The sequence below is a fragment of the Streptantibioticus rubrisoli genome (assembly GCF_024436055.1).
In the GTDB taxonomy this organism is placed as follows: domain Bacteria; phylum Actinomycetota; class Actinomycetes; order Streptomycetales; family Streptomycetaceae; genus Streptantibioticus_A; species Streptantibioticus_A rubrisoli.
The window spans coordinates 39,533-62,008 of the sequence record NZ_JANFNH010000023.1 but is presented as its reverse complement, the minus strand read 5'-3'; the positions used below and the strand labels follow the sequence as shown (position 1 = coordinate 62,008).

The 22,476-nt window shown below is 70.4% G+C and carries 20 protein-coding genes and 4 tRNA genes; 11 read left to right on the top strand and 13 right to left on the bottom strand.

What is annotated here, in order from left to right:
* Nucleotides 1-261 precede the first annotated feature (261 nt).
* The 3 genes from NON19_RS19390 to NON19_RS19380 all read left to right on the top strand — a co-directional run bounded on the left by NON19_RS19390 (nucleotide 262) and on the right by NON19_RS19380 (nucleotide 4,786).
* Nucleotides 262-1,962, top strand: coding sequence for a hypothetical protein (locus tag NON19_RS19390; protein ID WP_255929765.1), 1,701 nt, complete (start codon nucleotides 262-264; stop codon nucleotides 1,960-1,962).
* A 239-nt stretch (nucleotides 1,963-2,201) separates the two neighbouring features.
* Nucleotides 2,202-3,770 carry a N,N-dimethylformamidase beta subunit family domain-containing protein gene (locus NON19_RS19385; protein ID WP_255929763.1) on the top strand — a complete coding sequence of 523 codons (1,569 nt, stop codon included), beginning with the start codon at nucleotides 2,202-2,204 and terminating at the stop codon, nucleotides 3,768-3,770.
* Nucleotides 3,771-3,886: 116 nt separating this feature from the next.
* Nucleotides 3,887-4,786: a phosphoribosylaminoimidazolesuccinocarboxamide synthase gene (locus NON19_RS19380; protein WP_255929761.1), complete on the top strand. Its 900-nt coding sequence runs from the start codon at nucleotides 3,887-3,889 to the stop codon at nucleotides 4,784-4,786.
* Nucleotides 4,787-4,838: 52 nt separating this feature from the next.
* Here NON19_RS19380 and NON19_RS19375 read toward each other — a convergent pair whose 3' ends face one another.
* The 9 genes from NON19_RS19375 to NON19_RS19335 form a co-directional block, all read right to left on the bottom strand.
* On the bottom strand, nucleotides 4,839-6,101 hold the full coding sequence (locus NON19_RS19375; RefSeq protein WP_255929759.1) for an MFS transporter: 1,263 nt from the start codon (nucleotides 6,099-6,101) through the stop codon (nucleotides 4,839-4,841).
* A 113-nt stretch (nucleotides 6,102-6,214) separates the two neighbouring features.
* A tRNA-Gly gene (locus NON19_RS19370) sits at nucleotides 6,215-6,287 on the bottom strand.
* 18 nt (nucleotides 6,288-6,305) lie between these two features.
* A complete protein-coding gene (locus NON19_RS19365) occupies nucleotides 6,306-6,929 on the bottom strand; it encodes a response regulator transcription factor (RefSeq protein WP_255929757.1) in 624 nt (207 codons plus the stop codon).
* Complete coding sequence (locus NON19_RS19360) at nucleotides 6,926-8,149, bottom strand: sensor histidine kinase (protein ID WP_255929755.1); 1,224 nt, start codon at nucleotides 8,147-8,149, stop codon at nucleotides 6,926-6,928. The genes NON19_RS19365 and NON19_RS19360 overlap by 4 nt, the downstream gene beginning before the upstream one ends.
* A gap of 49 nt (nucleotides 8,150-8,198) precedes the next feature.
* Entirely contained in the window at nucleotides 8,199-8,966 is a 768-nt protein-coding gene (locus NON19_RS19355) for an ABC transporter permease (protein ID WP_255929753.1), read from the bottom strand.
* Nucleotides 8,963-9,955, bottom strand: a complete 993-nt coding sequence (locus tag NON19_RS19350; RefSeq protein WP_255929751.1) for an ABC transporter ATP-binding protein — start codon at nucleotides 9,953-9,955, stop codon at nucleotides 8,963-8,965. The genes NON19_RS19355 and NON19_RS19350 overlap by 4 nt, the downstream gene beginning before the upstream one ends.
* A 145-nt stretch (nucleotides 9,956-10,100) precedes the next feature.
* Nucleotides 10,101-10,176: transfer RNA gene (locus NON19_RS19345), tRNA-Gly, on the bottom strand.
* 77 nt (nucleotides 10,177-10,253) lie between these two features.
* Nucleotides 10,254-10,325: transfer RNA gene (locus tag NON19_RS19340), tRNA-Gly, on the bottom strand.
* Between the two features lie 203 nt (nucleotides 10,326-10,528).
* Nucleotides 10,529-10,846 carry a histone-like nucleoid-structuring protein Lsr2 gene (locus NON19_RS19335; RefSeq protein ID WP_255929750.1) on the bottom strand — a complete coding sequence of 106 codons (318 nt, stop codon included), beginning with the start codon at nucleotides 10,844-10,846 and terminating at the stop codon, nucleotides 10,529-10,531.
* Between the two features lie 367 nt (nucleotides 10,847-11,213).
* Between NON19_RS19335 and purS the strand changes: the two genes are divergently transcribed.
* The 6 genes from purS (at nucleotide 11,214) to purM (ending at nucleotide 18,134) form a co-directional block, all read left to right on the top strand.
* Complete coding sequence (purS, locus tag NON19_RS19330) at nucleotides 11,214-11,459, top strand: phosphoribosylformylglycinamidine synthase subunit PurS (RefSeq protein WP_255929749.1); 246 nt, start codon at nucleotides 11,214-11,216, stop codon at nucleotides 11,457-11,459.
* The gene (gene purQ, locus NON19_RS19325) at nucleotides 11,456-12,130 is read left to right on the top strand and encodes a phosphoribosylformylglycinamidine synthase subunit PurQ (protein WP_255929748.1); all 675 of its coding nucleotides are present in this window, start codon (nucleotides 11,456-11,458) and stop codon (nucleotides 12,128-12,130) included. The genes purS and purQ overlap by 4 nt, the downstream gene beginning before the upstream one ends.
* On the top strand, nucleotides 12,130-14,379 hold the full coding sequence (purL, locus tag NON19_RS19320; protein ID WP_255929747.1) for a phosphoribosylformylglycinamidine synthase subunit PurL: 2,250 nt from the start codon (nucleotides 12,130-12,132) through the stop codon (nucleotides 14,377-14,379). The genes purQ and purL overlap by 1 nt, the downstream gene beginning before the upstream one ends.
* Nucleotides 14,380-14,692: 313 nt before the next feature.
* Complete coding sequence (locus NON19_RS19315; protein WP_255929746.1) at nucleotides 14,693-15,421, top strand: maleylpyruvate isomerase family mycothiol-dependent enzyme; 729 nt, start codon at nucleotides 14,693-14,695, stop codon at nucleotides 15,419-15,421.
* A gap of 84 nt (nucleotides 15,422-15,505) precedes the next feature.
* Complete coding sequence (purF, locus tag NON19_RS19310; protein WP_255929745.1) at nucleotides 15,506-17,023, top strand: amidophosphoribosyltransferase; 1,518 nt, start codon at nucleotides 15,506-15,508, stop codon at nucleotides 17,021-17,023.
* Nucleotides 17,024-17,063: 40 nt separating this feature from the next.
* Complete coding sequence (purM, locus tag NON19_RS19305) at nucleotides 17,064-18,134, top strand: phosphoribosylformylglycinamidine cyclo-ligase (RefSeq protein ID WP_255929743.1); 1,071 nt, start codon at nucleotides 17,064-17,066, stop codon at nucleotides 18,132-18,134.
* A 76-nt stretch (nucleotides 18,135-18,210) separates the two neighbouring features.
* On the opposite strand, the gene NON19_RS19300 is transcribed toward purM, so the two are convergent.
* Both NON19_RS19300 and NON19_RS19295 read right to left on the bottom strand, forming a co-directional pair.
* Nucleotides 18,211-18,468: a DUF3073 domain-containing protein gene (locus tag NON19_RS19300; RefSeq protein ID WP_255929741.1), complete on the bottom strand. Its 258-nt coding sequence runs from the start codon at nucleotides 18,466-18,468 to the stop codon at nucleotides 18,211-18,213.
* Between the two features lie 251 nt (nucleotides 18,469-18,719).
* A complete protein-coding gene (locus NON19_RS19295; RefSeq protein WP_255929739.1) occupies nucleotides 18,720-19,832 on the bottom strand; it encodes a Leu/Phe/Val dehydrogenase in 1,113 nt (370 codons plus the stop codon).
* A 184-nt stretch (nucleotides 19,833-20,016) separates the two neighbouring features.
* Here NON19_RS19295 and NON19_RS19290 point away from each other — a divergent pair, with 184 nt between their 5' ends.
* Both NON19_RS19290 and bldC read left to right on the top strand, forming a co-directional pair.
* Nucleotides 20,017-20,922 carry a DUF8083 family protein gene (locus NON19_RS19290; RefSeq protein ID WP_303653999.1) on the top strand — a complete coding sequence of 302 codons (906 nt, stop codon included), beginning with the start codon at nucleotides 20,017-20,019 and terminating at the stop codon, nucleotides 20,920-20,922.
* Between the two features lie 478 nt (nucleotides 20,923-21,400).
* A complete protein-coding gene (gene bldC / locus NON19_RS19285; protein WP_003980577.1) occupies nucleotides 21,401-21,607 on the top strand; it encodes a developmental transcriptional regulator BldC in 207 nt (68 codons plus the stop codon).
* Nucleotides 21,608-21,927: 320 nt separating this feature from the next.
* Here the strand turns inward: bldC and NON19_RS19280 are convergent, their stop codons facing one another.
* Nucleotides 21,928-22,104 (bottom strand): DUF6274 family protein, encoded by a 177-nt coding sequence (locus NON19_RS19280; protein ID WP_255929734.1) that lies wholly within the window; start codon nucleotides 22,102-22,104, stop codon nucleotides 21,928-21,930.
* Between the two features lie 240 nt (nucleotides 22,105-22,344).
* Nucleotides 22,345-22,419: transfer RNA gene (locus NON19_RS19275), tRNA-Asp, on the bottom strand.
* Nucleotides 22,420-22,476 lie beyond the last annotated feature (57 nt).

The following is a 22,476-nucleotide window of genomic DNA, read 5'->3' as shown; positions in this document are numbered from 1 at the left end:
CTTCCTGCTCCGGAACGGCTGGTCTGAACCCGCCCCTCCCGGCCCGGAGCGCCACCATCGGGTGAGCCCTTGGCCATCCGGCTGACGCGGCCCCCGCCCGCAACTAGGGTGCCCCGCATGCGGACTCCAGCCGTGCCCGTTGGGGCAACTGGCCGCACCACATTGCGATGTCAGTGGGCAGTGCCACAGTGGGTGGATGAAGCAACGCCGTCGGCGTCTCGTTCCTCGCGGGGCCTTCTCAGCTAGGGGGTGAACAGCTCGGTGGCCGGTGAAGACGCAGCACGCACCCGCGCCCTCGCGGTGCTCCGCATCCGCGGCACCGCGCTGGCTGTCGCCCTGCTGCCCGCCGCCTTCGCGGTGGTGCTGCTGGTCGCCGGTGCCACCGGCCGGATCGGCGGCGGGGGCTGGGACGCGCTGCGCTGGACCGTACTGGGCGGGGCGCTGGTGGTACTGGTGCTGGCGGGCGGGGTGGCCGGGGTGGTCGTGCGGGCCAGACCCGCGGTCAGCCCGACCGTCCCGGTGCCCGAGGCGTCCGCGCCCGAGCTGTACCGGATGGTGCGTGACCTGGCCGGACGGCTCCAGGTACCGGCGCCGTCGGCGATAGCGCTCACCCCGGACTGCGACAGCTGGCTGGAGGACCGCAGCCACCAGCGGCGCCGGGCCGGGCGCGGCGGCCGCCGGCTGGTCCGCCGGGTGCCGCAGGCTCCGGTGCTGGTCATCGGGTCGCCGTTCATGTGGTGGATGCGGGTGGCCGAGCTACGCGCGCTGCTCGCCCCGGTCGTCGCGGGCACCGGCCCGTCCGCGGACCCGGACATAGCCGCCGCCCGGCGCTTCGTACGCGGGCTGGACGCCGCCGTAGCGGTGTCGGCGCAGGGCGCCACCGCGCCGGATGGAAACGGCGGGCTGGCCCGGTTGGTGCGGCGCCCCGCGCTGGCGTTCGTCGGCTGGGTGGCCCGGCTGCTGCTGCGCGGCTGCCGGGCGCACATCGCCGAGATGGAGCGCGCGGTCGCGGCGGCGGCCTCGGAGCGCGCGCAGGCGGTGGACTACGGCCTGCGGATCGTCGCCCAAGAGCAGGTCGGCCTGGCGTACGCCGGTTGGGACCGGCTGCTGACCCGGGTCGCGCTGCCCGCCTGGCGCATGGGCCGCTGGCCGTCCCGGCTGGACGCGGGCGTGGTCTCAGCGCTCACCGAGCTGTCCCGGCGGGACCGGCTGGCCGAGGGCTTCGAGAGCAGGCTCGGCGAGAGACCCGCCTGTGACCTGCTGGAAGAGCCCGGCGCGATCGACGAGGCAGCCTCCCTGCTCGCCGCCCGCCTCTTCCACGGCGTCCCGGCGCACCCCGCCACCGGCTGGTCCCCGGTCGCCTGGGAGGCGTACCCGGAAGAAGTGGTCGACCGCATATGGCGCAGCGACGCCGCGCGGCTGCACCGGGTGCTGGACGAGCTGTCACCGCCCGCCGGGGTGTCCGGGAGCGCCGGGGTGACCGAAAGCGCCGGGCTCGCCGAGGGGCCCGGCCCCGCGAAGGCGACCCTGGCCCGGGTGCTGGACCGGCTCTCGCAGGGCGGCAGTGAGGAACTCGCGGCCCGGATCAGCGTGTTGCAGGCGCGCGAGGAGCGTGCGCAGGCCCAGGCCGAGCCCTTGGTGCAGGCCACCGCGCCGACCGCCGCCGTCGGCCCGGAGGGCGACCCGGCCACCCCGGTCTACCAACTGCTTCCGCCGCGCACCGGCCGTGAGCTGCTCACCGAGCACGTCACCGCGATGGTGTGCTGCGCGGCCGTGGACACCGCGGGCGCCGTCCCCGGGCTGGACTGGCTGGACGGCCCGTCGCTGCTGGTCGGCGGCACACCGCGGTCCGACCTGTCCTGGCCGGTGCTGCGGCTGGTGGAGAACGGGGACGCCGCGCCGCTGCGGTCCTGGCTGAACGCGGTCGGGGTGCGCCTGGAGAAGCCGGTGCGGCTTGTCTGATTCAACGGCTGGTGGCCCAGCGGAAGGCCCGCTAGCGGGCGCCTCACTGGCCCATCCGCGTCACAACGGGCCCACCAGTCGCGTTTCCGCACACAGCACGGATGACCGGAACTGGACCCTTCACCGCGAATCTGTTCCGATAATTAGCCACTAAGGGTGATGGACGGACCGCATTGTGTGATGTGCTGGGGCAAACAGCAGGCGCACCGCCAGCAGCACAAGGCGGGGAGGGGATTTTCGTGGGGACGGACCAGATCCGGCGCTGGGACTCCGGGGCCCTCGCGCACGCCGTGACCGACCCCTTCGGCCAGGGGCCACTGCCCTGGCTGCGCGGCCGGGAGTACTACCTGGAGGGATCGGGGCAACTGCTGCCCTGGTACGTCGAGTTGGCGGCCATCGACGCCCTCGACGGCGATCGGGTTCCCGAGCAGCGCTCGGTGCGCAGGCATGTGTCGGGCCCGCGCAACGCCGATGACGTGCGCCTGCAGATCAAGGGCTTCACCTCGTCCGGCTCGGTGGTGCCCGGCGGGAGCGTCGACTTCCACATCACCGTCGACCCACCGCAGCAGTTCAGCGTCGACGTCTACCGGATCGGGCACTACGGCGGCGACGGCGCCGCCCACATCACCACCAGCCCCCGGCTGTCCGGCATCGTCCAGCCGCCACCGCTGGCCGCGGGCCGCACCGTCTCCTGCCACCACTGGTGGCTGTCGTGGCGGCTGCAGGTCCCCTCGTACTGGAACACCGGCGCCTATGTCGCGGTGCTCACCACCGCTGACGGCTACCGCAGCCACGTCCCGTTCACCGTCCGCGACGGCCAGAGCCTCCCGGCCCACCCTTCTGACGAACCGTTCCACACCGCCCCCGGCTACTCCGCCGACCTGTTGCTCGTACTCCCCGACATCACCTGGCAGGCCTACAACCTCTACCCCGAGGACGGCCGCACCGGCGCCAGCCTCTACCACGCGTGGGACGAGGAGGGCCGACTGCTCGGCGAGGAGGCGGCGGCCGTGACCGTCTCCTTCGACCGCCCCTACGCGGGCGCGGGCCTACCGCTGCACGTGGGCCACGCCTACGACTTCATCCGCTGGGCCGAACGTTACGGCTACGACCTCGCGTACGCCGACACCCGCGATCTGCACGCCGGACGCATCGACCCCGGCCGCTACCGGGGCATGGTCTTCGCCGGGCACGACGAGTACTGGTCGGTGGCCATGCGCCGGGCCGTCGAGCGGGCCCGGGACCAGGGCACCTCGCTGGTGTTCCTGTCCGCCAACACCATGTACTGGCAGATCGAGTTGGGTCCGTCTCCCGCGATGGCCCCGAACCGGCTGCTCACCTGCCGCAAGCGGCGCCGCGACCCCGGCGACCCGCGCGGCCGCACCGCGCTGTGGCGGGACATGGGCGAGCCGGAGCAACAACTGCTCGGGGTGCAGTACGCGGGCCGGGTGCCCGAGCCGTCCCCGCTGGTGGTGCGCAACGCCGACCACTGGCTGTGGCAGGCCACCGGCGCGCAGGAGGGCGACGAGCTGCCCGGGCTGGTGGCGGGCGAGGCGGACCGTTACTTCCCGCGCACCCCGCTGCCGGAGTACACCGACCGGATCCTGCTCGCCCACTCCCCGTACGAGGACACCCAGGGCGCGCTGGTGCACCAGGAGACCTCGCTGTACCGGGCGCCCAGCGGCGCGTACGTCTTCGCCTCCGGCACCTTCGCCTGGTCGCCCGCGCTGGACCGGCCCGGGCATGTCGACCCGCGGGTGCAGCGGGCCACCGCCAACCTGCTGGACCGTATCTGCAAGCGGGACTGAACGGGACTGAACGGGGCTGAACGCCGGGTCGGTACGCAGGACCCACCCCGGGCCGCGCGCCCGGACCGGGGGTAGGAAAGAATCAGGGCACTTGGACCAACCTACGTGGAGGAACCGTGTCCGGATTCGTCGAGAAGCCCGAGCCCGAGCAGGTGCCGGGCCTGGTGCATCTGCACACCGGAAAGGTCCGCGACCTCTACCAGGACGCCGAGGGGCGGCTGGTGATGGTCGCCAGCGACCGCATGTCGGCGTACGACTGGGTGCTGCCGACGCCCATCCCGGACAAGGGGCGGATCCTCACCCAGCTCTCCCTGTGGTGGTTCGAGCAACTCGCCGACGTCGTCGCCAACCACGTCGTCTCCACCGACCTGCCGCAGGGCGCGCCCGCCGACTGGGCGGGCCGCACGATGGTCTGCAAGTCCCTGCGCATGGTCCCGGTCGAATGTGTGGCCCGCGGTTACCTGACCGGTTCCGGCCTCAAGGAGTACCAGCGGGACCGTACGGTCTGCGGGCTCGCGCTGCCGGAGGGGTTGGTCGACGGTTCCGAGCTGCCCGCGCCGATCTTCACTCCGGCCACCAAGGCGGCGGTGGGCGAGCACGACGAGAACGTCTCCTACGAGGAGGTCGCCCGGCAAGTGGGCACCGAGACCGCCGCCCTGCTGCGGCAGACGACGCTCGCCGTGTACGGGCGGGCTCGGGACCTCGCCCGGGAGCGGGGGATCATCCTCGCGGACACCAAGTTCGAATTCGGCTACGACGGCGAGGAGTTGCTGCTCGCCGACGAGGTTCTGACGCCGGACTCCTCGCGGTTCTGGCCGGCGGACGGCTGGCAGCCCGGCCGCGCCCAGCCGTCGTTCGACAAGCAGTACGTGCGGGACTGGTTGACCTCGGACGCGTCCGGGTGGGACCGGGGGGCGGACGTGCCTCCTCCGGCGCTGCCGGAGGAGGTCGTCGAGCGCACTCGCGCCAAGTACGTGGAGGCCTACGAACGGCTCACGGGGACGGCTTGGTCCTAAGGGGCTCGGGGATGCCGGGCGCGCTCGCCCGTGGAACCCGTGGCCGGGAGACCTACGTCAGCCCTGACGGGGTCGTCGCGGGGGCCTCGGCGGAGGTGGAATCGAAGCGGATGCCCCGTGCCTCCTTGCCGAACGCGCTCAGGGCGATGACGACGGCCAGCGTCGGGAAGATCGTCATCATCAGGGCCGTCGGGTAGCTGTACTGCTTCGCCAGCGCCTCCTGGATCGGCAGGTTCAGCGCGGCGATGAGGTTGCCGAGCTGATATGTGACGCCGGGATAGAAGCCCCGGATCGCGGCCGGGCTGAGCTCGTTGAGGTGCGCCGGAATGACCCCCCAGGCCCCCTGCACACACACCTGCATCAGGAACGAGCTGAACGCGAGCCACCCGGCGGCGGTCGACAGGGCGAAGACCGGAACGACCAGCAGCCCCGCCGTTGCGGCGATCATGATGATCCGGCGGCGGCCGAGCCGCTCGGAGTACGCGCCCAGCAGCGGTCCGCCGATCATCGCCCCGATGTTGTAGATGATCGCGATCGCGATCGCGGTGTCCGCGGACATCCCCAACCCCTTCTTGATGAAGGTCGGGTAGATGTCCTGCGTGCCGTGCGACATCCAGTTGAACGCGGTCATCAGCGCGACGAGGTACACGAACCGCCGCAGCACGGTCGGGTCGCGGAAGATCTCACGGGCCGGTGTGGTGTTCAGCCGTACCGTGCGCTCCCACACCTCGCTCTCCTCGACCTTGGTCCGTACGAACAGCGCCACCAGCGCCGGGACCAGGCTGAAGGCGAACAGGCCGCGCCAGCCGAAGACCGGTTCGATGAAGAGGAACGCGACGGCGGCGAGCAGATAGCCGAAGGAGTAGCCGCCCTGCAGCATCCCGGACCAGAAGCCGCGCTTCTCGGCCGGGATCTTCTCCATCGCCAGCGCCGCGCCGAGCCCCCACTCGCCGCCCATGCCGATCCCGTACAGCAGCCGCAGCACCAGCAGCACCGTGTAGTTCGGGGCGAAGGCACAGGCGAAGCCGACCACGGAGTAGAACAGCACATCGACCATGAGCGGTACCCGGCGCCCGCGTCGGTCGGCCCACAGGCCGAAGACGAACGCGCCGACCGGCCGCATGACCAACGTGACGGTGGTCAGGAAGGCCATGTCGGTCAGCGAGACGTTGAACTCGTCGGCGATCTCGCTGTAGACGAGGACCACGAGGAAGTAGTCGAAGGCGTCCATCGCCCAGCCCAGATAGGCAGCGACGAACGCGTTGCGCTGGTCCTTGGTCAGGCCGCGCGCTTGCTCCCGCACCGTACTCAGCATCTGCGGAAACTATGCCTGGGTCAGGCCCATGTCAACGCTCTGATCATGGCGGCGCGGAAGCGGAACACACGGAAGGCCCTACCCGACCTTGTCGGCTAGGGCCTTCCTAGGGGAGCGGACGACGAGGCTCGAACTCGCGACCTCAACCTTGGCAAGGTTGCGCTCTACCAACTGAGCTACGTCCGCGCGCGCTGCTGTGCACCATCATAGCCAACCCTGGGACCGTGCGATGCGCACTGCCGCGTGCCGGTTCTCCGCGGAGAGCTTGGCCGCCGCCGCCGACAGGTAGTTACGGACTGTTCCGGGCGACAGCGCGGCGCGCTCGGCGATCTCCGCGATCGGCGCACCGTCCGCCGCCAGCTCCAGCAGCTGGGTCTCCCTGGTGGTCAGCGGGGAGTCGCCCGCGCTGATCGCGTCGGCCGCCAACTCCGGGTCCACATAGCGGCCTCCGGCGTGCACGGTTCGGATGATCTCGGCGAGCCGCTGTGCCGAGACGGTCTTGGGTACGAAGCCGCGCACCCCGGCGGACAGTGCGCGCTTGAGGTGGCCGGGGCGGCCGTGACCGGTGACGATCATGGTCCGGCAGCCGGGGAGTTGGGACCGTAGCGATGTGGCCACCGTCACACCGTCCGCGCCCGGCATCTCCAGGTCCAGTACGGCCACGTCGGGCCGGTGCGCCCGGGCCATCGCCAGCGCCTCGGGACCCGAGGCCGCCTCCGCCACCACCCGTAGGTCGTCCTCGAACGACAGCAGCGCGGCCAGCGCGCCCCGGATGAGGTGTTCGTCGTCGGCCAGCAGCACCCGTACCGGTTCGCCCTGCCCGTTCATCCCGCCCTCCCTGCCGCGTAGTCCCGGTACGGCCCCTGCTCGTCCGGCGAGGCGGGCCGCGGCACCTGGGCGGTGAGCCGGAACACCCCGTCGGAGCGGCGTTCGGCGGTCAGCGTGCCGTCCACCGCGGTGAGCCGCTCACGCAGTCCGTCGAGGCCGTTGCCCTTGCCCGGCGGCCGGTCGTCCACCCCGTCGTTCTCCATCGTCAGCACCGCCGCGCCGTCCGGGCGGGCCCGCAGCCGTATCGCACAGTGCTGCGCCTCGCCGTGCCGCAGCACGTTGGTGGTGCCCTCCCGGACCACCCAGGCCAGCACCGACTGCGCCTCGGCGGGCAGCGCGGAGGCGTCGTCGCCGTGCACCGCGCAGTCCACCCCGGCGGCGCGCAGCACCGACAGGGCGCCCACGAGTTCGGTGTGCAGGTCGGCGGTGCGGTAGCCGCGGACCACCTCACGCACCTCGCCCTGCGACTCCCGGGCGATGCGCTGTACCTCGATCATCTGCTCCACCGCCTCCGGCCGCTGCCGACGGGCGAGTTGGACCGCCAGCTCGCTCTTGAGCGCGATGACCGACAGGTTGCGGCCGAGCACATCGTGCAGGTCCCGCCCGAACCGTAGCCGCTCCTCGGCCACCGCCAGCCGCGCCTGCACGTCACGCGCCTGCTCCAGTTCGCGCAGCACGGACAGGACCCAGCCGCACCCCCGGGAGGAGCAGGCGAACGACAGGCAGCCCACCGTGCCCATGAACAGGCTTCCGGCCAGCGGCGCCACCCCCCGCCCGGTGGCCTCCACCATGACCGACACCGCCACCACCGCCAGCACGCAGACCCACGCGGTACGCCGGATCGGCATCAACAGCGAGAACGGTCCGGCGAGCAGGGCCATGCTGAACATCACGGTCTCCGACACCCACACCGTCGACAGCGCCCCGACCGCCTGCGACGCCGCCGTACACGACAGCGTCGCCGCGGACACCGCGGTCACCCCGACCGTCAACCGGCGGCTCGGAGTCGGGCGAAGCCCGAGGTAGTGGTCGAGCGCCTGGGTGTTCAACACGATGGCCAGCCCGCCCTGGCAGAGCAGCAGGAGCATCGTCAACGGTGTGAGCACCAGAGCGTAAGGGTGCTGCCGTACGGTGCCCAGCCCCGTGACGAGCATCGTCAGCCCGCCCAGCGTGAACAGCCCGAACGACACGTGCAGCGAACAGCGGCTGTACAGCTCCACCCGCCCGGCACCGCTGCGCTTCCCCCAACCCCACACCGGAACTACCCCCTCAACGCCTCGGCTCCCAGCGGAACCACCGTCGCACAGCCCATCCCGCCACACCGAGCCAGACCCCCGCGGTCAGCACGTCCCGCACCACCCGCATCGCGTCGGCGCCGCCCAGCCAGCCAGTGCGGAACAGGTCCACGACCGGGGTCATCGGCAACAGGCGGCAGACATCGGCGAGTTGGTGCGGCATGATCTCCAGCGGCACGAACAGCCCCGATCCGGCGAGTGTGATCATCCACAGCGGCATCGTGGTCAGCTGGGCGACCTCGGCGCTACGGGTGACGACGGTCGTCACCGCGGCGCAGGCCACCATCAGCGGTATGCCCAACGCTGCGCCAAGCAGCAGCAGTTCCGGCCGCTGGGGTGCCGACAGGTCGAGCACCGCGGTTCCGGCGACGACCAGTGCGGCGCACTGCGCGAGGGCCACCACCACCGCGGGCAGTGCGGTACCGGTGAGGATCTCCAGGTCCGTCGGCTCTCCGGTGCGCAGCCGCTTGAGCACCAGCTGCTCGCGGCGGGTGACGTAGGCGGGCACCAGGTTGGCGTAGACGACGAGGACCAGGATCATGCCGATCCCGCCGGTCACCGACACCGCGGTGGCGGTCATGCCGATCTTTCCGAGGTGCATCCGGGCGGTGGTGGAGTGCATCGCGTAGATCATGATCAACGGCATGGCCAGGGCCATGAACGCCGCCGACCGGTTGCGCCACAGCAAGGTCGCCTCGGCGCGGCCCAGCGCCGCCAACCGCCTCATCCTGGTCGTCCTCATGCGGCCAGCTCCTCCCCCTCGCCCGTGGCGATGTCCAAGAACGCCTCTTCGAGCGAGGCGGACCGGGCGTCCAGCCCGACGAGTTCCAGTTGTTTGTCCCTTGCCCACAGCAGGAGTTCGGTCAGCGCCTCCTGCAGCCGTTCGGTCCGCACCTCCACCCGGCGGCCGTGCACCGCCGCGGGTACGGACAGCGGCAGCTCGCCCGCCGAGACCGCGGGCGGCAGTTCGAACCGGATCCGGGCCGGGCGCGCCGCGGTCACCTCGGCGGGGGTGCCGGAAGCCACGATCCGGCCCCTGCGCATGATCGCCAGCCGGTCGGCGAGCGCCTCCGCCTCGTCCAGGTAGTGAGTGGTCAGCACGATGGTGGTGCCCTGGTCGCGCAGGTGCCGCACCAACTCCCAGGTTTCCCGGCGCACTTCGGCGTCCAGGCCGGTGGTCGGCTCGTCCAGGAACAGCAGCTCCGGGTTGCCGAGCAGGGCCAACGCCAGGTCCAGGCGGCGCCGTTCGCCTCCGGACAGCATCTTGACCCGCACCTCGGCGCGGCCGGTGAGGCCGACCATCTCCAGCGCTTCGGCCGCAGGACGGGCGTCTGTCGTGCACCCCGCCCACATGCGGACCGTCTCCCGCACGGTCAGGTCGGACGGGAACCCGCCCTCCTGCAGCATCACGCCGATCCGCGGCCGGACGGCGGCGCGGTCCAGGTACGGGTCGTGCCCCAGCACTCGCACCTGGCCGCCCGAGGGCGCGGCCAGTCCCTCCAGCAACTCGACGGTCGAGGTCTTGCCCGCGCCGTTGGTCCCCAGCAGCGCGAACAGTTCGCCCCGGGCCACGGTGAAGGAGACGCCGCGTACGGCCTCGAAACCGCGGGTGGCGGTGGGGCTGGTGTTCGCGCTGTTGCGTTTGGTGGCTTTGGAGCCGGAGGCTCGATAGCGGCGGCGGAGGGCGGTGGCCTCGATCACATGCCGGTCAGTGGCGGTGTCGGTACGCATGCCTCCAGCGTTCCGCCGTGCCGGGGCGCTGGGCGGTGCGCGGTGTCATCAGTGCTGATGACATTTGTCATTGGGAGAGTGCAAAGGAGCGCAAAGCAGCGCAAAAAAGAAGGGACCCGCCCCTTGCGGGGTGGATCCCTTTCGCTGGAGCGGACGACGAGGCTCGAACTCGCGACCTCAACCTTGGCAAGGTTGCGCTCTACCAACTGAGCTACGTCCGCATGTTGCCGCCGAGCGGCTTTCACCGCCCGGTGCGCTGACCACTCTACCTGATCGAATCGACCGGTAGGGCCGTCGGAGCGGGTGACAGGAATCGCACACTGCGCCTCCCCTTTGGAAAAGGGGCGCTCTACTACTGAGCTACACCCGCGCGGTTCGGTGGCTTCGGCCTTTCGGCCTCGCCCCCGGCGCGCTTCAGACTTTAGCTGATCACCGGGGGCGTCTGTCCAATCGAGCCGCCAACTCCGTGCGGGGAGTTGGCATATGGGGGTGTGCGTCCGGATTCGCCCGGCGCCTGGTCGTGACGCCCCCCACCCTCCGTCGCCCGAAGGCCGGGGCGAAGCCCCAGGACCGCTACCGGGCGGCGTCGAACGCCTCGTACACCTTCTTGGGGATCCGCCCCCGCGGCGGCACGTCGAACCCGTGCGAACGCGCCCAGGCGCGAACCGCCGCCGGGTCCGGCGCGACCGACGTCCGCTGGTAGGTCTTGCCCGACCGGCTGCGGCGGCGCCCCGCCTTCAGGTAAGGCATCAGCGCGTCGCGGAGCTTGTCCGCATTCGCGGCGGACAGGTCGATCTCGTAAGTCTTGCCGTCAAGGCCGAACGCGACCGTTTCCTCTGCCTCGCCGCCGTCGATGTCGTCGGAGAGGGTGACCACCACGCGCTGCGCCATGGATATCGGTCCTTTCGTGCGGCAACGGCTGCATTAGGTGCCTATCGGTACCCATGTCGTCCGCCCTGACGTGCGGAGATGTGCCGCGGCCGGCTGGTCGGGGTCAATGCGTTTTGATTTGCCCAATGGACGGTATTGCGAGTGGAAGCTGTGGCACATTTCCCTGCTTCATCGCACCGCAATCGGGACCATACGGTTTTCCTTGCGTTTTCCACAGAGGTTACCCCGGTCGATGCATAACCGTGATGGGGCGACGGGGATATCTATGCGCGTAGATTTTCCAGGCGGGTACGCTGAGAGCACTTCGGAGGTCGCCACAGCCGTCACCTTCGAGGTCACCTCACGCACCACACCACCGGGAGTGCACGTGGCACGCGTCGTAGTCGACGTCATGCTCAAGCCGGAGATCCTCGACCCCCAGGGACAGGCGGTGCAGCGCGCACTTCCTCGCCTGGGCTTCGAAGGCATCTCGGACGTTCGTCAGGGCAAGCGATTCGAACTCGAAGTAGAGGGGCCGGTCGACGACGACGCCCTCGCACGTATCCACAAGATCGCCGAGAGTTTCCTCGCCAACACCGTGATCGAGGACTTCACCGTGCGGGTGGAGTCGTGAGTCGGGTCGGTGTCGTCACCTTTCCCGGTTCGCTCGACGACCGGGACGCGCTGCGCGCGGTGAAGCTCGCCGGGGCCGAGCCGGTTTCGCTGTGGCACCGCGACAAGGACCTCAAGCAGGTCGACGCGGTCGTGCTGCCGGGTGGTTTCTCCTATGGGGACTACCTGCGCTGCGGCGCCATCGCCCGGTTCTCGCCGATCATGGAGCTGATCATCGAGGGCGCCAAGCAGGGACTGCCGGTGCTCGGCATCTGCAACGGGTTCCAGATCCTGTGCGAATCCCACCTGCTGCCCGGCGCGTTGACCCGCAACGACCACCTGCACTTCATCTGCCGCGACCAGAAGCTGCGCATCGAGAACGCCTCGACCGCCTGGACCGCGGACTACACGCAGGGCCAGGAGATCACCGTCCCGCTGAAGAACGGCGAGGGCGGCTACGTCGCCGACGAGCGCACCCTGGACATGCTGGAGGCCGAAGGCCGGGTCGTCGCCCGCTACCTGGAGCTGAACCCCAACGGCTCGCGCCGCGACATCGCCGGCATCACCAACGAGGCCGGAAACGTGGTCGGCCTGATGCCGCACCCCGAGCACGCCGTCGAGCCGCTCACCGGCCCGACGACCGAGGGCCTCGGATTCTTCACCTCGATCCTGAAGCAGTTGGTGAAAGCGTAATGACCCTCGACACCGTCAAGAACGCGGAGCAGACCCCCGACACCGCCCTGCCGTGGGCCGAACTCGGCCTGAAGCCCGACGAGTACGAGCGGATCACCGGCATCCTCGGCCGCCGCCCGACCGGCGCCGAGCTGGCCATGTACTCGGTGATGTGGTCCGAGCACTGCTCGTACAAGTCCAGCAAGGTGCACCTGCGGCAGTTCGGCGAGAAGGCCCCGGCCAGCTCGGCGATGCTGGTCGGCATCGGCGAGAACGCGGGCGTGGTCGACGTCGGCCAGGGGTACGCGGTGACCTTCAAGGTCGAGTCGCACAACCACCCCTCGTACATCGAGCCCTACCAGGGCGCGGCCACCGGTGTCGGCGGCATCGTGCGCGACATCCTGGCGATGGGCGCCCGGCCGGTCGCGGTGATGGACCCGCTGCGGTTCGGCGACCCCGACGAGGCCGACACCAAGCGCGTCGCGCACGGCGTGGTCGCGGGCATCGGCGGCTACGGCAACTGCCTGGGCCTGCCCAACATCGGCGGCGAGGTCGTCTTCGACCCCTGCTACCAGGGCAATCCGCTGGTCAACGCGCTGTGCGTGGGCGTGATGAGGCACGAGGACATCCACCTCGCCAAGGCCTCCGGCCCCGGCAACAAGGTGATCCTGTACGGCGCCCGCACCGGCGGCGACGGCATCGGCGGTGTCTCGGTGCTGGCCTCCGAGACGTTCGAGTCGACCGGTCCGACCAAGCGTCCGGCCGTCCAGGTCGGTGACCCCTTCCAGGAGAAGCTGCTCATCGAGTGCACCCTGGAGATCTTCCGGGAGAAGCTGGTCGTCGGTATCCAGGACCTCGGCGGTGCCGGACTGTCCTGCGCCACCAGCGAGTTGGCGTCCGCCGGTACCGGCGGCATGCGCATCGAGCTGGACACGGTGCCGCTGCGGGACGCCACGCTCAGCCCCGAGGAAATCCTGATGAGCGAGTCCCAGGAGCGGATGTGCGCGGTCGTCGAGCCGCACAACGTCGACCGCTTCCTGGAGATCTGCGAGAAGTGGGACGTCATCGCCACCGTCATCGGCGAGGTCACTGACGGCGACCGGCTGGAGATCTTCTGGCACGGCGAGCAGATCGTGGACGTACCGCCGCGCACCGTCGCCCACGAGGGGCCGGTGTACGAGCGGCCGTACGCCCGTCCGCAGTGGCAGGACGCGCTGCAGGCCGACGACGCGAACAGGCTGCCGCGCCCGGAGAACGCTGACGAACTGCGCGACGCCGTACTGCGGTTGGTGGCCAGCCCCAACCAGGCGTCGAAGTCCTGGATCACCGCGCAGTACGACAAGTACGTGCTGGGCAACACGGTGCTGGCGCAGCCGGAGGACTCCGGCATGGTCCGCATCGACGAGGAGACCAACCTCGGCGTCGCGGTGGCCACCGACGGCAACGGGCGCTATGCCAAGCTCGACCCGTACGCGGGTGCGCAGTTGGCGCTGGCCGAGGCGTACCGCAACGTCGCGGCGACCGGCGCCAGGCCGCTGGCCGTCTCCGACTGTCTCAACTTCGGCTCGCCCGAGGACCCGGGCGTGATGTGGCAGTTCGCCGAGGCGACGCGGGGGCTCGCCGACGCCTGCCAGGTGCTGGGCACTCCGGTCACCGGCGGAAACGTCTCCCTGTACAACCAGACCGGCGAGACCGCCATCCACCCGACGCCGGTGGTCGCGGTGCTCGGGGTGATCGACGATGTCACCCGCCGCACGCCGATGGCGTTCGCGGAGGAGGGGCAGCTGATCTACCTGCTGGGGGAGACCCGGGAGGAGTTCGGCGGTTCCGCATGGTCGCAGGTCGCGCACGGCCACCTGGGCGGGCTGCCGCCCAAGGTCGACCTTGAGCGGGAGAAGCTGCTGGCCGAGATCCTGATCTCCGGCTCGCGGGACGGGATGATCGACGCGGCGCACGACCTGTCCGACGGAGGGCTGGTGCAGGCGCTGGTGGAGTCCTGTCTCAAGGGCGGCAACGGCGCCCGGATCGTGATCCCGGAGGGGGCTGACCCGTTCGTCGCGCTGTTCTCCGAGTCCGCGGGGCGGGCGGTGGTCTCGGTGCCGCGCAGCGAGGAGCTTCGGTTCACCGACATGTGCCGGGCGCGCGGCCTGGCGGCCACACGCATCGGCGTGGTGGACGGCGACGCGCTGGAGGTCCAGGGTCAGTTCAGCATCACGCTGGCCGCGCTGCGCGAGGCCTACGAGGGCACGATCCCGGCACTGCTGGGCTGAGGCGCTTTCCGGGGTGCGGTGCCCGCGGCCGGAGGCCGCTGATGGGCGCTGCGGCACCGCCGGGCCGGTCGGGTGTGGTTGCTCGCCGTCGCGGCGGAAGGAACTACCCGCCCCGAGCGCGCGGGGTGCCGGGGGCTTGGCCCGTACGCCTTGCGGGGGTGCGGGGGGCAACCCCCCGCACCCCATCCCGCCGCAACGGCGAGCAACCGCGACGGCGGAGACCGGCGGTGCCGAACTGCCATAACCCCGACGGCACTTGGGGCTGGCCCCAAACGGAACCGCACCCCCCGCGGGAGGCGGATACGCTGCGCGTATGCCACCCCGTACGCGCAAAGCCCGGTCCTACGACCCCGACAAGACCCGTCACGCCCTCGTGGCGCAGGCGCGGGCGGTGGCTGAGGCGGTACGGGGGCTGGCCCCCGAGGCGCTCCAGCAGCCGACGCGAGTCGGCGGCTGGACCGTGCGGGAGCTCGTCGCGCGCATCGCGCGGCAAGCGGAGGCGACGTCTCACGCGCTGACCGCGAAGGCGCCAGCCGTAGCCGACCTCGCCGAAGTGCTGGACACCGACACCCGCGAGGCGGCCGAGGAAACCGCGGATGTCACCGATCGGCTGGCCCGTGCCGTGGGCGCGCTGGAAGCCGACCTGACCGGGCCGCTGCCTGACCGGATGGTCCGCTTCGCGGTGACCCGGTTGGCCGAACTCGTCGTGCGCACCGACGACCTCGCCGACGCCACCGGCCTCGACATCCCCCTCGACCGTCAGGCGCTGGCCGCCACCACAAGGCTGCTCGCCGACGCGCTCGCCGAGGCCGTGCCCGGCAACTCCGTCGAGGTCAGGGTGCCGCCGTACGCGGCCGTGCAGTGCGTCGAAGGGCCGCGGCACACCCGCGGCACACCGCCGAACGTGGTGGAGACCGACCCGCTGACCTGGATCCGGCTGGCCACCGGCCGCATCACCTGGGCGCAGGCGCTGGACCGCGCGCTGCTGACGGCCAGCGGTGAACGGGCCGATCTGTCGGGATGCCTGCCAGTGCTGGGGTGACCTGGCGTCCCGGTCGCGTCACCCTCCGGGGTCGCATCGATCCCCGGTTCGGACCATGGGAGGGCCTGCCCTAGACTCGGTGTCGTGCCACGTGGTGACGGACGACTCAACCACGATCTCCTTCCCGGCGAGAAAGGCCCCCAGGACGCTTGTGGCGTCTTCGGCGTCTGGGCCCCGGGCGAAGAGGTCGCCAAGCTCACCTATTTCGGGCTGTACGCCCTGCAACACCGCGGACAGGAGTCCGCGGGCATCGCAGTGAGCAACGGCTCCCAGATCCTGGTCTTCAAGGACATGGGCCTGGTCTCCCAGGTCTTCGACGAGACCTCCCTCGGCTCCCTCAAGGGCCACATCGCCGTCGGTCACGCGCGCTACTCGACCACCGGCGCCTCGGTGTGGGAGAACGCCCAGCCGACCTTCCGGGCCACCGCCCACGGCTCCATCGCCCTGGGCCACAACGGCAACCTGGTCAACACCGCGGAGCTGGCCGAACTGGTCGCCGAGCTCCCGCAGGGCGACGGTCGGGCCACCAACGTGGCGGCCACCAACGACACCGACCTGGTCACCGCGCTGCTCGCGGGCCAGGTCGACGAGGACGGCAAGCCGCTGCCCGTGGAGGACGCGGCGCGGCGGGTGCTGCCGCGGGTCAAGGGCGCGTTCTGCCTGGTCTTCATGGACGAGCAGACGCTCTACGCGGCCCGTGACCCGCAGGGCGTCCGCCCGCTGGTGCTCGGTCGGCTGGAGCGCGGCTGGGTGGTCGCCTCGGAGACCGCCGCGCTGGACATCGTGGGCGCGACCTTCATCCGCGAGGTGGATCCGGGCGAGCTGATCGCCATCGACGAGAACGGTGTGCGCTCCTCCCGGTTCGCCGAGGCCAGGCCGAAGGGCTGCGTCTTCGAGTACGTCTACCTGGCGCGCCCGGACACCGACATCGCGGGCCGCAACGTCTACCTCTCCCGCGTGGAGATGGGCCGCAGGCTGGCCAAGGAGGCGCCGGTCGAGGCCGACCTGGTGATAGCGACGCCGGAGTCCGGCACCCCGGCCGCCGTCGGCTACGCCGAGGAGAGCGGCATTCCGTACGGCTCCGGCCTGGTGAAGAACTCCTACGTCGGCCGAACCTTCATCCAGCCCTCGCAGACCATCCGCCAGCTGGGCATCCGGCTGAAGCTCAACCCGCTCAAGGAGGTCATCCGGGGCAAGCGCCTGGTGGTCGTGGACGACTCGATCGTCCGCGGCAACACCCAGCGCGCGCTGGTCCGGATGCTGCGCGAGGCCGGTGCGGCCGAGGTGCACGTACGGATCTCCTCGCCGCCGGTGAAGTGGCCCTGCTTCTTCGGCATCGACTTCGCCACCCGCGCCGAGCTGATCGCCAACGGCATGTCGGTCGAGGAGATCGGCAAGTCGCTGGGCGCCGACTCGCTGGCCTACATCTCCATCGACGCCATGGTCGAGGCGACCACGATCGCCAAGCCCAACCTGTGCCGCGCGTGCTTCGACGGCGAGTACCCGATGGAGCTGCCCGACCCGGAGCTGCTGGGCAAGCAGTTGCTGGAGACCGAGCTGGCGGGCGGCCCGGACGCCGCCAACGCGCTTCGTCGGCCGTAGGCCCGGGCTCGTAACCCCTCACACGAAAGATCTCAAGGCAATGTCTTCAGAGACCACCGGTGCGAGCTACGCCGCCGCGGGCGTCGACATCGAGGCGGGTGACACCGCCGTCGAGCTGATGAAGGAGTGGGTGCGCAAGGCCACCCGCCCCGAGGTGGTCGGCGGACTCGGCGGCTTCGCCGGGCTCTTCGACGCCAGCGCGCTCAAGCGCTACGAGCGTCCGCTGCTGGCCTCGGCCACCGACGGCGTCGGCACCAAGGTGGACATCGCCCGGCGGATGGGCGTGTACGACACCATCGGCCACGACCTGGTCGGCATGGTGGTGGACGACCTGGTGGTCTGCGGCGCGGAGCCGCTGTTCATGACCGACTACATCTGCGTCGGCAAGGTCCACCCCGAGCGGGTCGCCGCCATCGTCAAGGGCATCGCCGAGGGCTGCTCGCTGGCCGGGTGTGCCCTGGTCGGCGGGGAGACCGCGGAGCACCCCGGGCTGCTGGGCGCCGACGAGTTCGACGTTGCGGGCGCCGGTACCGGCGTTGTCGAGGCGGACCGCCTGCTGGGCGCGGATCGCATCCGAAAGGGGGACGCGGTCATCGCGATCGAGTCCTCCGGACTTCACTCGAACGGGTACTCACTCGTCCGCCATGTGCTGTTCGACCGGGCGGGCTGGGCGCTGGACCGGGAGGTTCCGGAGTTCGGCCGGACGCTGGGCGAGGAGCTGCTGGAGCCGACCAGGATCTACGCGCTGGACTGCCTGGCGCTCACCCGTACCACCGAGGTGCACGCGTTCTCGCACATCACCGGTGGCGGGCTGGCCAACAACCTGGCCCGGGTCATCCCCGACGGGCTGCACGCCGTGGTCGACCGCTCGACCTGGACCCCGGCCCCGGTCTTCGACCTGGTCGGCACGTTGGGCGCGGTCAGCCGCCCGGAGCTGGAGAAGACCCTGAACATGGGGGTCGGCATGATCGCCGTGGTGCCGCGGGAGTCGGTGGACGTGGCGCTGGCCACGCTGGCCGACCGCGGGGTGGACGCCTGGGTCTGCGGTGAGATCACCGAACGCGGGGATCGGGCCGAGGCCGTGGCGCTGACCGGCGACTACGCGGGGTAGGCGCTGCGCCGGGGCGTTGGAACACGACGAAACCCGGTCCGGGCTGGGGCCCGGACCGGGTGGGCGAGACATAGGGTCAAGCGCGACGACGCTGCTGCGACGAGTGTTGCCCCTCGGCGTCCTCGTCCTCGTCGTCTTCGTCGTTGTAAAGATCCGCGTACCGTGCGTACGGGTCGTTGTTCCGCTCATCGTCATCGTGCTCCGGCTTCACCGGTCGCGTCGGCGACGATGCGCCCAGCTCCTCGGCCAGACGTGAGAGATCCGTTCCGCCGCTGTTGTACTTCAGCTGGCGGGCGACCTTTGTCTGCTTGGCCTTGGCCCGGCCGCGCCCCATGGCTCGACCCCCTCAACGGCGGGGCTCGACGGCCCCGAGTCTTGACACGCGTTCATGAATGGGAACGGTCTCCATAGCGAAGACCGGTCCGTAGGGCTTCAACGGTACCTGCTTCCGCGCCCACACGGTACGTCGCCCGCACGACGCGCGTCGAAGCAGGGGCCGTTAACGCCCCCGTCCTAGCTGGTCAGCCACGATTTTACCTTCTTTCGCGGCAGGACGGCGGCCGGGTCGTGGTACGGGTCACCCCATCAGTCAACCGTTGGGCGCAACCAGCTCTCGGCGGGGGTTCGGTCGGCCATCCGCTGCTCGGCCAACCGGTCCGCGGCGGCGGCTGGCGGAATTCCATCGCTGGCGGCGCGTTCGAATATTGCCAAAGTTGTGTCAAAGATCTTGGTGGCCTTTGCCTTCGCCCGGTCGAAATCGAACCCGTGCAACTCGTCGGCCACCTGGATCACGCCACCGGCATTCACCACGTAGTCGGGGGCGTAAAGGATTCCGCGATCGGCCAGATCCTTCTCCACGCCGGGGTGCGCCAGTTGGTTGTTGGCGGCGCCACAGACCACCGAAGCTGTGAGATTGCGCACGCTGTTGTCGTTCAAAGCGCCACCAAGCGCACACGGTGCGTAAACGTCCAGCCGCGCGGCGATCAGCTCGTCGGTGGTCGCGACGGCCTCGACCTCGGGGTGAGCGGCGCGGATCCGCTCCACCGCCTCGGCGCGCACGTCGGTGATCACCACGGCCGCGCCGTCCGACAGCAGGTGCTCCACCAGGTGGTGGCCGACCTTGCCGACGCCCGCGATGCCCACCCGGCGGCCGCGCAGCGTCGGATCCCCCCAGCGCACCTGCGCGGAGGCCCGCATGCCCTGGAAGACGCCGTAGGCGGTGAGCACCGAGGAGTCGCCCGCGCCGCCGTTCTCCGGGGAGCGGCCGGTGGTCCACTTGTTCTCGGTGGCGACGACGTCCATGTCGGCCACGTAGGTGCCGACGTCGCACGCGGTCACGTAGCGGCCGCCGAGCGAGGCGACGAACCGCCCGTAGGCGCGCAGGAGTTCGGGCGTCTTGTCGACCACGGGGTCGCCGATGATGACGGCCTTGCCGCCACCGTGGTCCAGGCCCGCGAGGGCGTTCTTGTAGCTCATGCCGCGGGCGAGGTTCAGCGCGTCCTCGACGGCCTCCTCGTCGCTGGCGTACGGGAAGAAGCGGGTGCCGCCGAGCGCGGGGCCCAAGGCGGTGGAGTGGATGGCGATGACGGCCTTCAGGCCGCTGTCGCGGTCCTGGCAGAGCACGACCTGTTCGTGTCCCCCCTGCTCCGATCGGAACAGCTTGGAGACCACGGAATCTGATGGACGTACGTCGGTCACGGTGGTGACTCCCGAGGTCGGTGAATAAGCCCTCCGGGAGGGTAGGGGAGGGCCCGTTGAACAGAAGACTAGGCCTGTTCACACGCTGTAGCGCCCCCCGTGTCACGGATCACTCCGGCGGTTGACGAAAGCCTTGCCCGGCGGGCCGGTGGGTGGGAGACGGAAGGGCGGCCGCCGTGGCACGATGCGGCATACAGACGGCGACGAGGGAGCTGGTGTGGGCTTGTCTGCGGTTGCGGTGCCGTACGCGTCGTATCTGCGCGTCTACGAGCCTCTCGCGGCCTTTCCCGAGCCCGAGCGCAGCCACTGGAAGCGGTACGCGGCGGCGGGTCATCTGCCCACCGCCCAGGACGAGTTGCGCCAGTCGCTGGCCGACCTGGTGCCGGTGCCGCCGGTTCCGGTGCCGGTGCACGAGAGCCGGGACGCCTTCGTCGCGGTGGTCGACGAGGTGACCCACATCTGTCCGTGGCGCACCCGGCTGCGCGCCTGGCTGGCGCTTGAGGAACTTCAGCAGGAGCTGCCCGCTCCGGTGCTGGACGCGGTGCTGCCACCGGTCGTACGGCGCCAGACGACCGCGGACCACGAGCAGTGGCGGGCCGCCAACCCGGACGCCCGGCCGTGGATCCGGTCGGCCACCTGGCACGTGCCGGTGCGCTGGTTCGCCCTCTTCGACGACGCGGAGCGGGAGTTCGAGCCGGGCAGTGTGGCCGAACCGGACGACGGCGGCGACGAGAAGCGGCGTACCGCCCCGGTGCTGCGCTACCGCGCGCCGATGGTGCAGGCGCGGCGCCGGGTGGCGCGGGGGCTGCGGGTGCTGCGGGACAGCCTGGAGGAAGGGCCGCTGATCGACGGCCTGGTGGACGTCGGCCGCTGGCTTGAGGAGTTCCATCCGCGCTCGCTGGTGGAGTTGGACTACGGCGGCCTGGTGCACGCCATTCCGGAGAGCCGGCTGGCGGGCGACCACAGCGCCGCCGAGGTGGCGGAGGGGCTGGCGGCGCTGCGCGAGGGGGACGGCGCGCGGGCCGCGGAGACCTACGCGAGGTTGACCGCTCGCTGGCGCGGGGTGCGCGAGCTGCAGTACGCGAGCTGAACGCGCGTTTGACCCGCACGGGGTGATGTGTACCCTTACCGAACGCTTATCCCGGGAACGGGATTTGGACAGGACCCTGCCCGGGTCCTTGGTCCTGATCCCGGCCAATTGGTCAAGCGTGATGGAGAGCACGTTTCCTGACTCTTGCCTCCATAGCTAACCCTCGTGTCAAAATAGGACAACTTGCGTGTTCTTGTGTCCCCCCGGTCCTTTGATCTCACTGTGACTGATCGTCACGCCTGCGTGACTGTCCGTTATGGCCCGGTCCATCGGCTTCCGCCGAGCTTGAACACCTGAGAGGGCAATTCCATCGGTTTGGCCGACACGGCTGGACAGATGGTGTAGTTGTAGTGCCGAGGACAAGCCGTTCGTCCTATTACCGACTCGGCTCGCGTCCGCCATTTCGGGCAACGCGGGTCAAGGTGCAGAATTTAGAGGAAAGAACCGTGATGGTTCGGTTCTCCCGAGGAGGCCGCTCATGACCGCTCGCACCCCTGATGCCGAGCCGCTGCTGACCCCCGCTGAGGTCGCCACCATGTTCCGTGTGGACCCGAAGACGGTCACGCGCTGGGCAAAGGCAGGCAAGCTCACGTCCATCCGCACGCTCGGTGGCCACCGCCGCTACCGCGAGGCGGAGGTCCGGGCCCTGCTCGCGGGCATTCCGCAGCAGCGTTCCGAGAGCTGAAACACCCCAGAACAGCTGATTCCGGGTCCCCCAGCCCGGAACGCCCAAGCACTTCCTGACCCCTGTCCCCATCAGGGTTCGCCTCCAGATCGCGTCGGACTCCGCCGGGTCCGACGCGATCTTTTTGTGCTCGAAAACGGCTCGTAAGGCTGTTCGGGCGGCTATGCGACGGGAGTGCAATTTCACATATTAAATTGACGGCATGCGGAAGGGGTGGAAGTTCCACCTTCTCCGTAACTGTTCTGGTGACTCCCGTCACATGTGACGCTATTGCCGCCCGATGTAGGGATGCGGTAAAGGGGGCTCTGTCGGTTTTTGGGTCAGCTGCGGGTGTCTGTGGACTGCGGTTCCGAGGTCGACCGCATCGCCAGGCGGAGCAGCCGGTGGCAGATCGGGCAGTGGCGGGTCAGGTGACCGTGGCCCGCGGCGGCGGACAGATGGGCACGCAGCAGTGCCCGGGTTTGGCGCTGTGCGTCCCCTGAAACGGATGTCGACATCCGGATGCACCGCCTTTCGCTGCGGCGTTCGCTGCGCTTATGCCAGAGGTACTCGCCGCTCCCTCGCGCGTCAAGGCCGCATGGCGGCCCAGGAGTTGTGCCCAGCCGCCCACCCGATCGCCGCCAGCCCCTGGGCGCCGTGGCGCGCGCTCGGCGGTGGGCGGCGCGCGGTCTCCGCGCTGCGGCACGGCTGTCCGGGCATGAGAAACGCCCCGCATCCACAAGGATGCGGGGCGACTGCGGTCCTGACGGGATTTGAACCCGCGGCCTCCACCTTGACAGGGTGGCGAGCACTCCAAACTGCTCCACAGGACCAGGTTTCGCAGCTGTGAGAACTTCCTGCGCTGCGATGAAGACTGTACAGCAGCACAG

Bases quoted from the DNA above. Each gene is read 5' to 3' on its own strand.
- purL (WP_255929747.1), top strand. From the start codon at position 12,130: ATGACCCTCGACACCGTCAAGAACGCGGAGCAGACCCCCGACACCGCC.
- NON19_RS19280 (WP_255929734.1), bottom strand. From the start codon at position 22,104: ATGTCGACATCCGTTTCAGGGGACGCACAGCGCCAAACCCGGGCACTG.
- bldC (WP_003980577.1), top strand. From the start codon at position 21,401: ATGACCGCTCGCACCCCTGATGCCGAGCCGCTGCTGACCCCCGCTGAG.
- NON19_RS19375 (WP_255929759.1), bottom strand. From the start codon at position 6,101: ATGCTGAGTACGGTGCGGGAGCAAGCGCGCGGCCTGACCAAGGACCAG.
- purM (WP_255929743.1), top strand. From the start codon at position 17,064: ATGTCTTCAGAGACCACCGGTGCGAGCTACGCCGCCGCGGGCGTCGAC.
- NON19_RS19365 (WP_255929757.1), bottom strand. From the start codon at position 6,929: ATGAACGGGCAGGGCGAACCGGTACGGGTGCTGCTGGCCGACGACGAA.
- NON19_RS19335 (WP_255929750.1), bottom strand. From the start codon at position 10,846: ATGGCGCAGCGCGTGGTGGTCACCCTCTCCGACGACATCGACGGCGGC.
- NON19_RS19315 (WP_255929746.1), top strand. From the start codon at position 14,693: ATGCCACCCCGTACGCGCAAAGCCCGGTCCTACGACCCCGACAAGACC.
- NON19_RS19290 (WP_303653999.1), top strand. From the start codon at position 20,017: ATGCGGCATACAGACGGCGACGAGGGAGCTGGTGTGGGCTTGTCTGCG.
- NON19_RS19300 (WP_255929741.1), bottom strand. From the start codon at position 18,468: ATGGGGCGCGGCCGGGCCAAGGCCAAGCAGACAAAGGTCGCCCGCCAG.
- NON19_RS19350 (WP_255929751.1), bottom strand. From the start codon at position 9,955: ATGCGTACCGACACCGCCACTGACCGGCATGTGATCGAGGCCACCGCC.
- NON19_RS19355 (WP_255929753.1), bottom strand. From the start codon at position 8,966: ATGAGGACGACCAGGATGAGGCGGTTGGCGGCGCTGGGCCGCGCCGAG.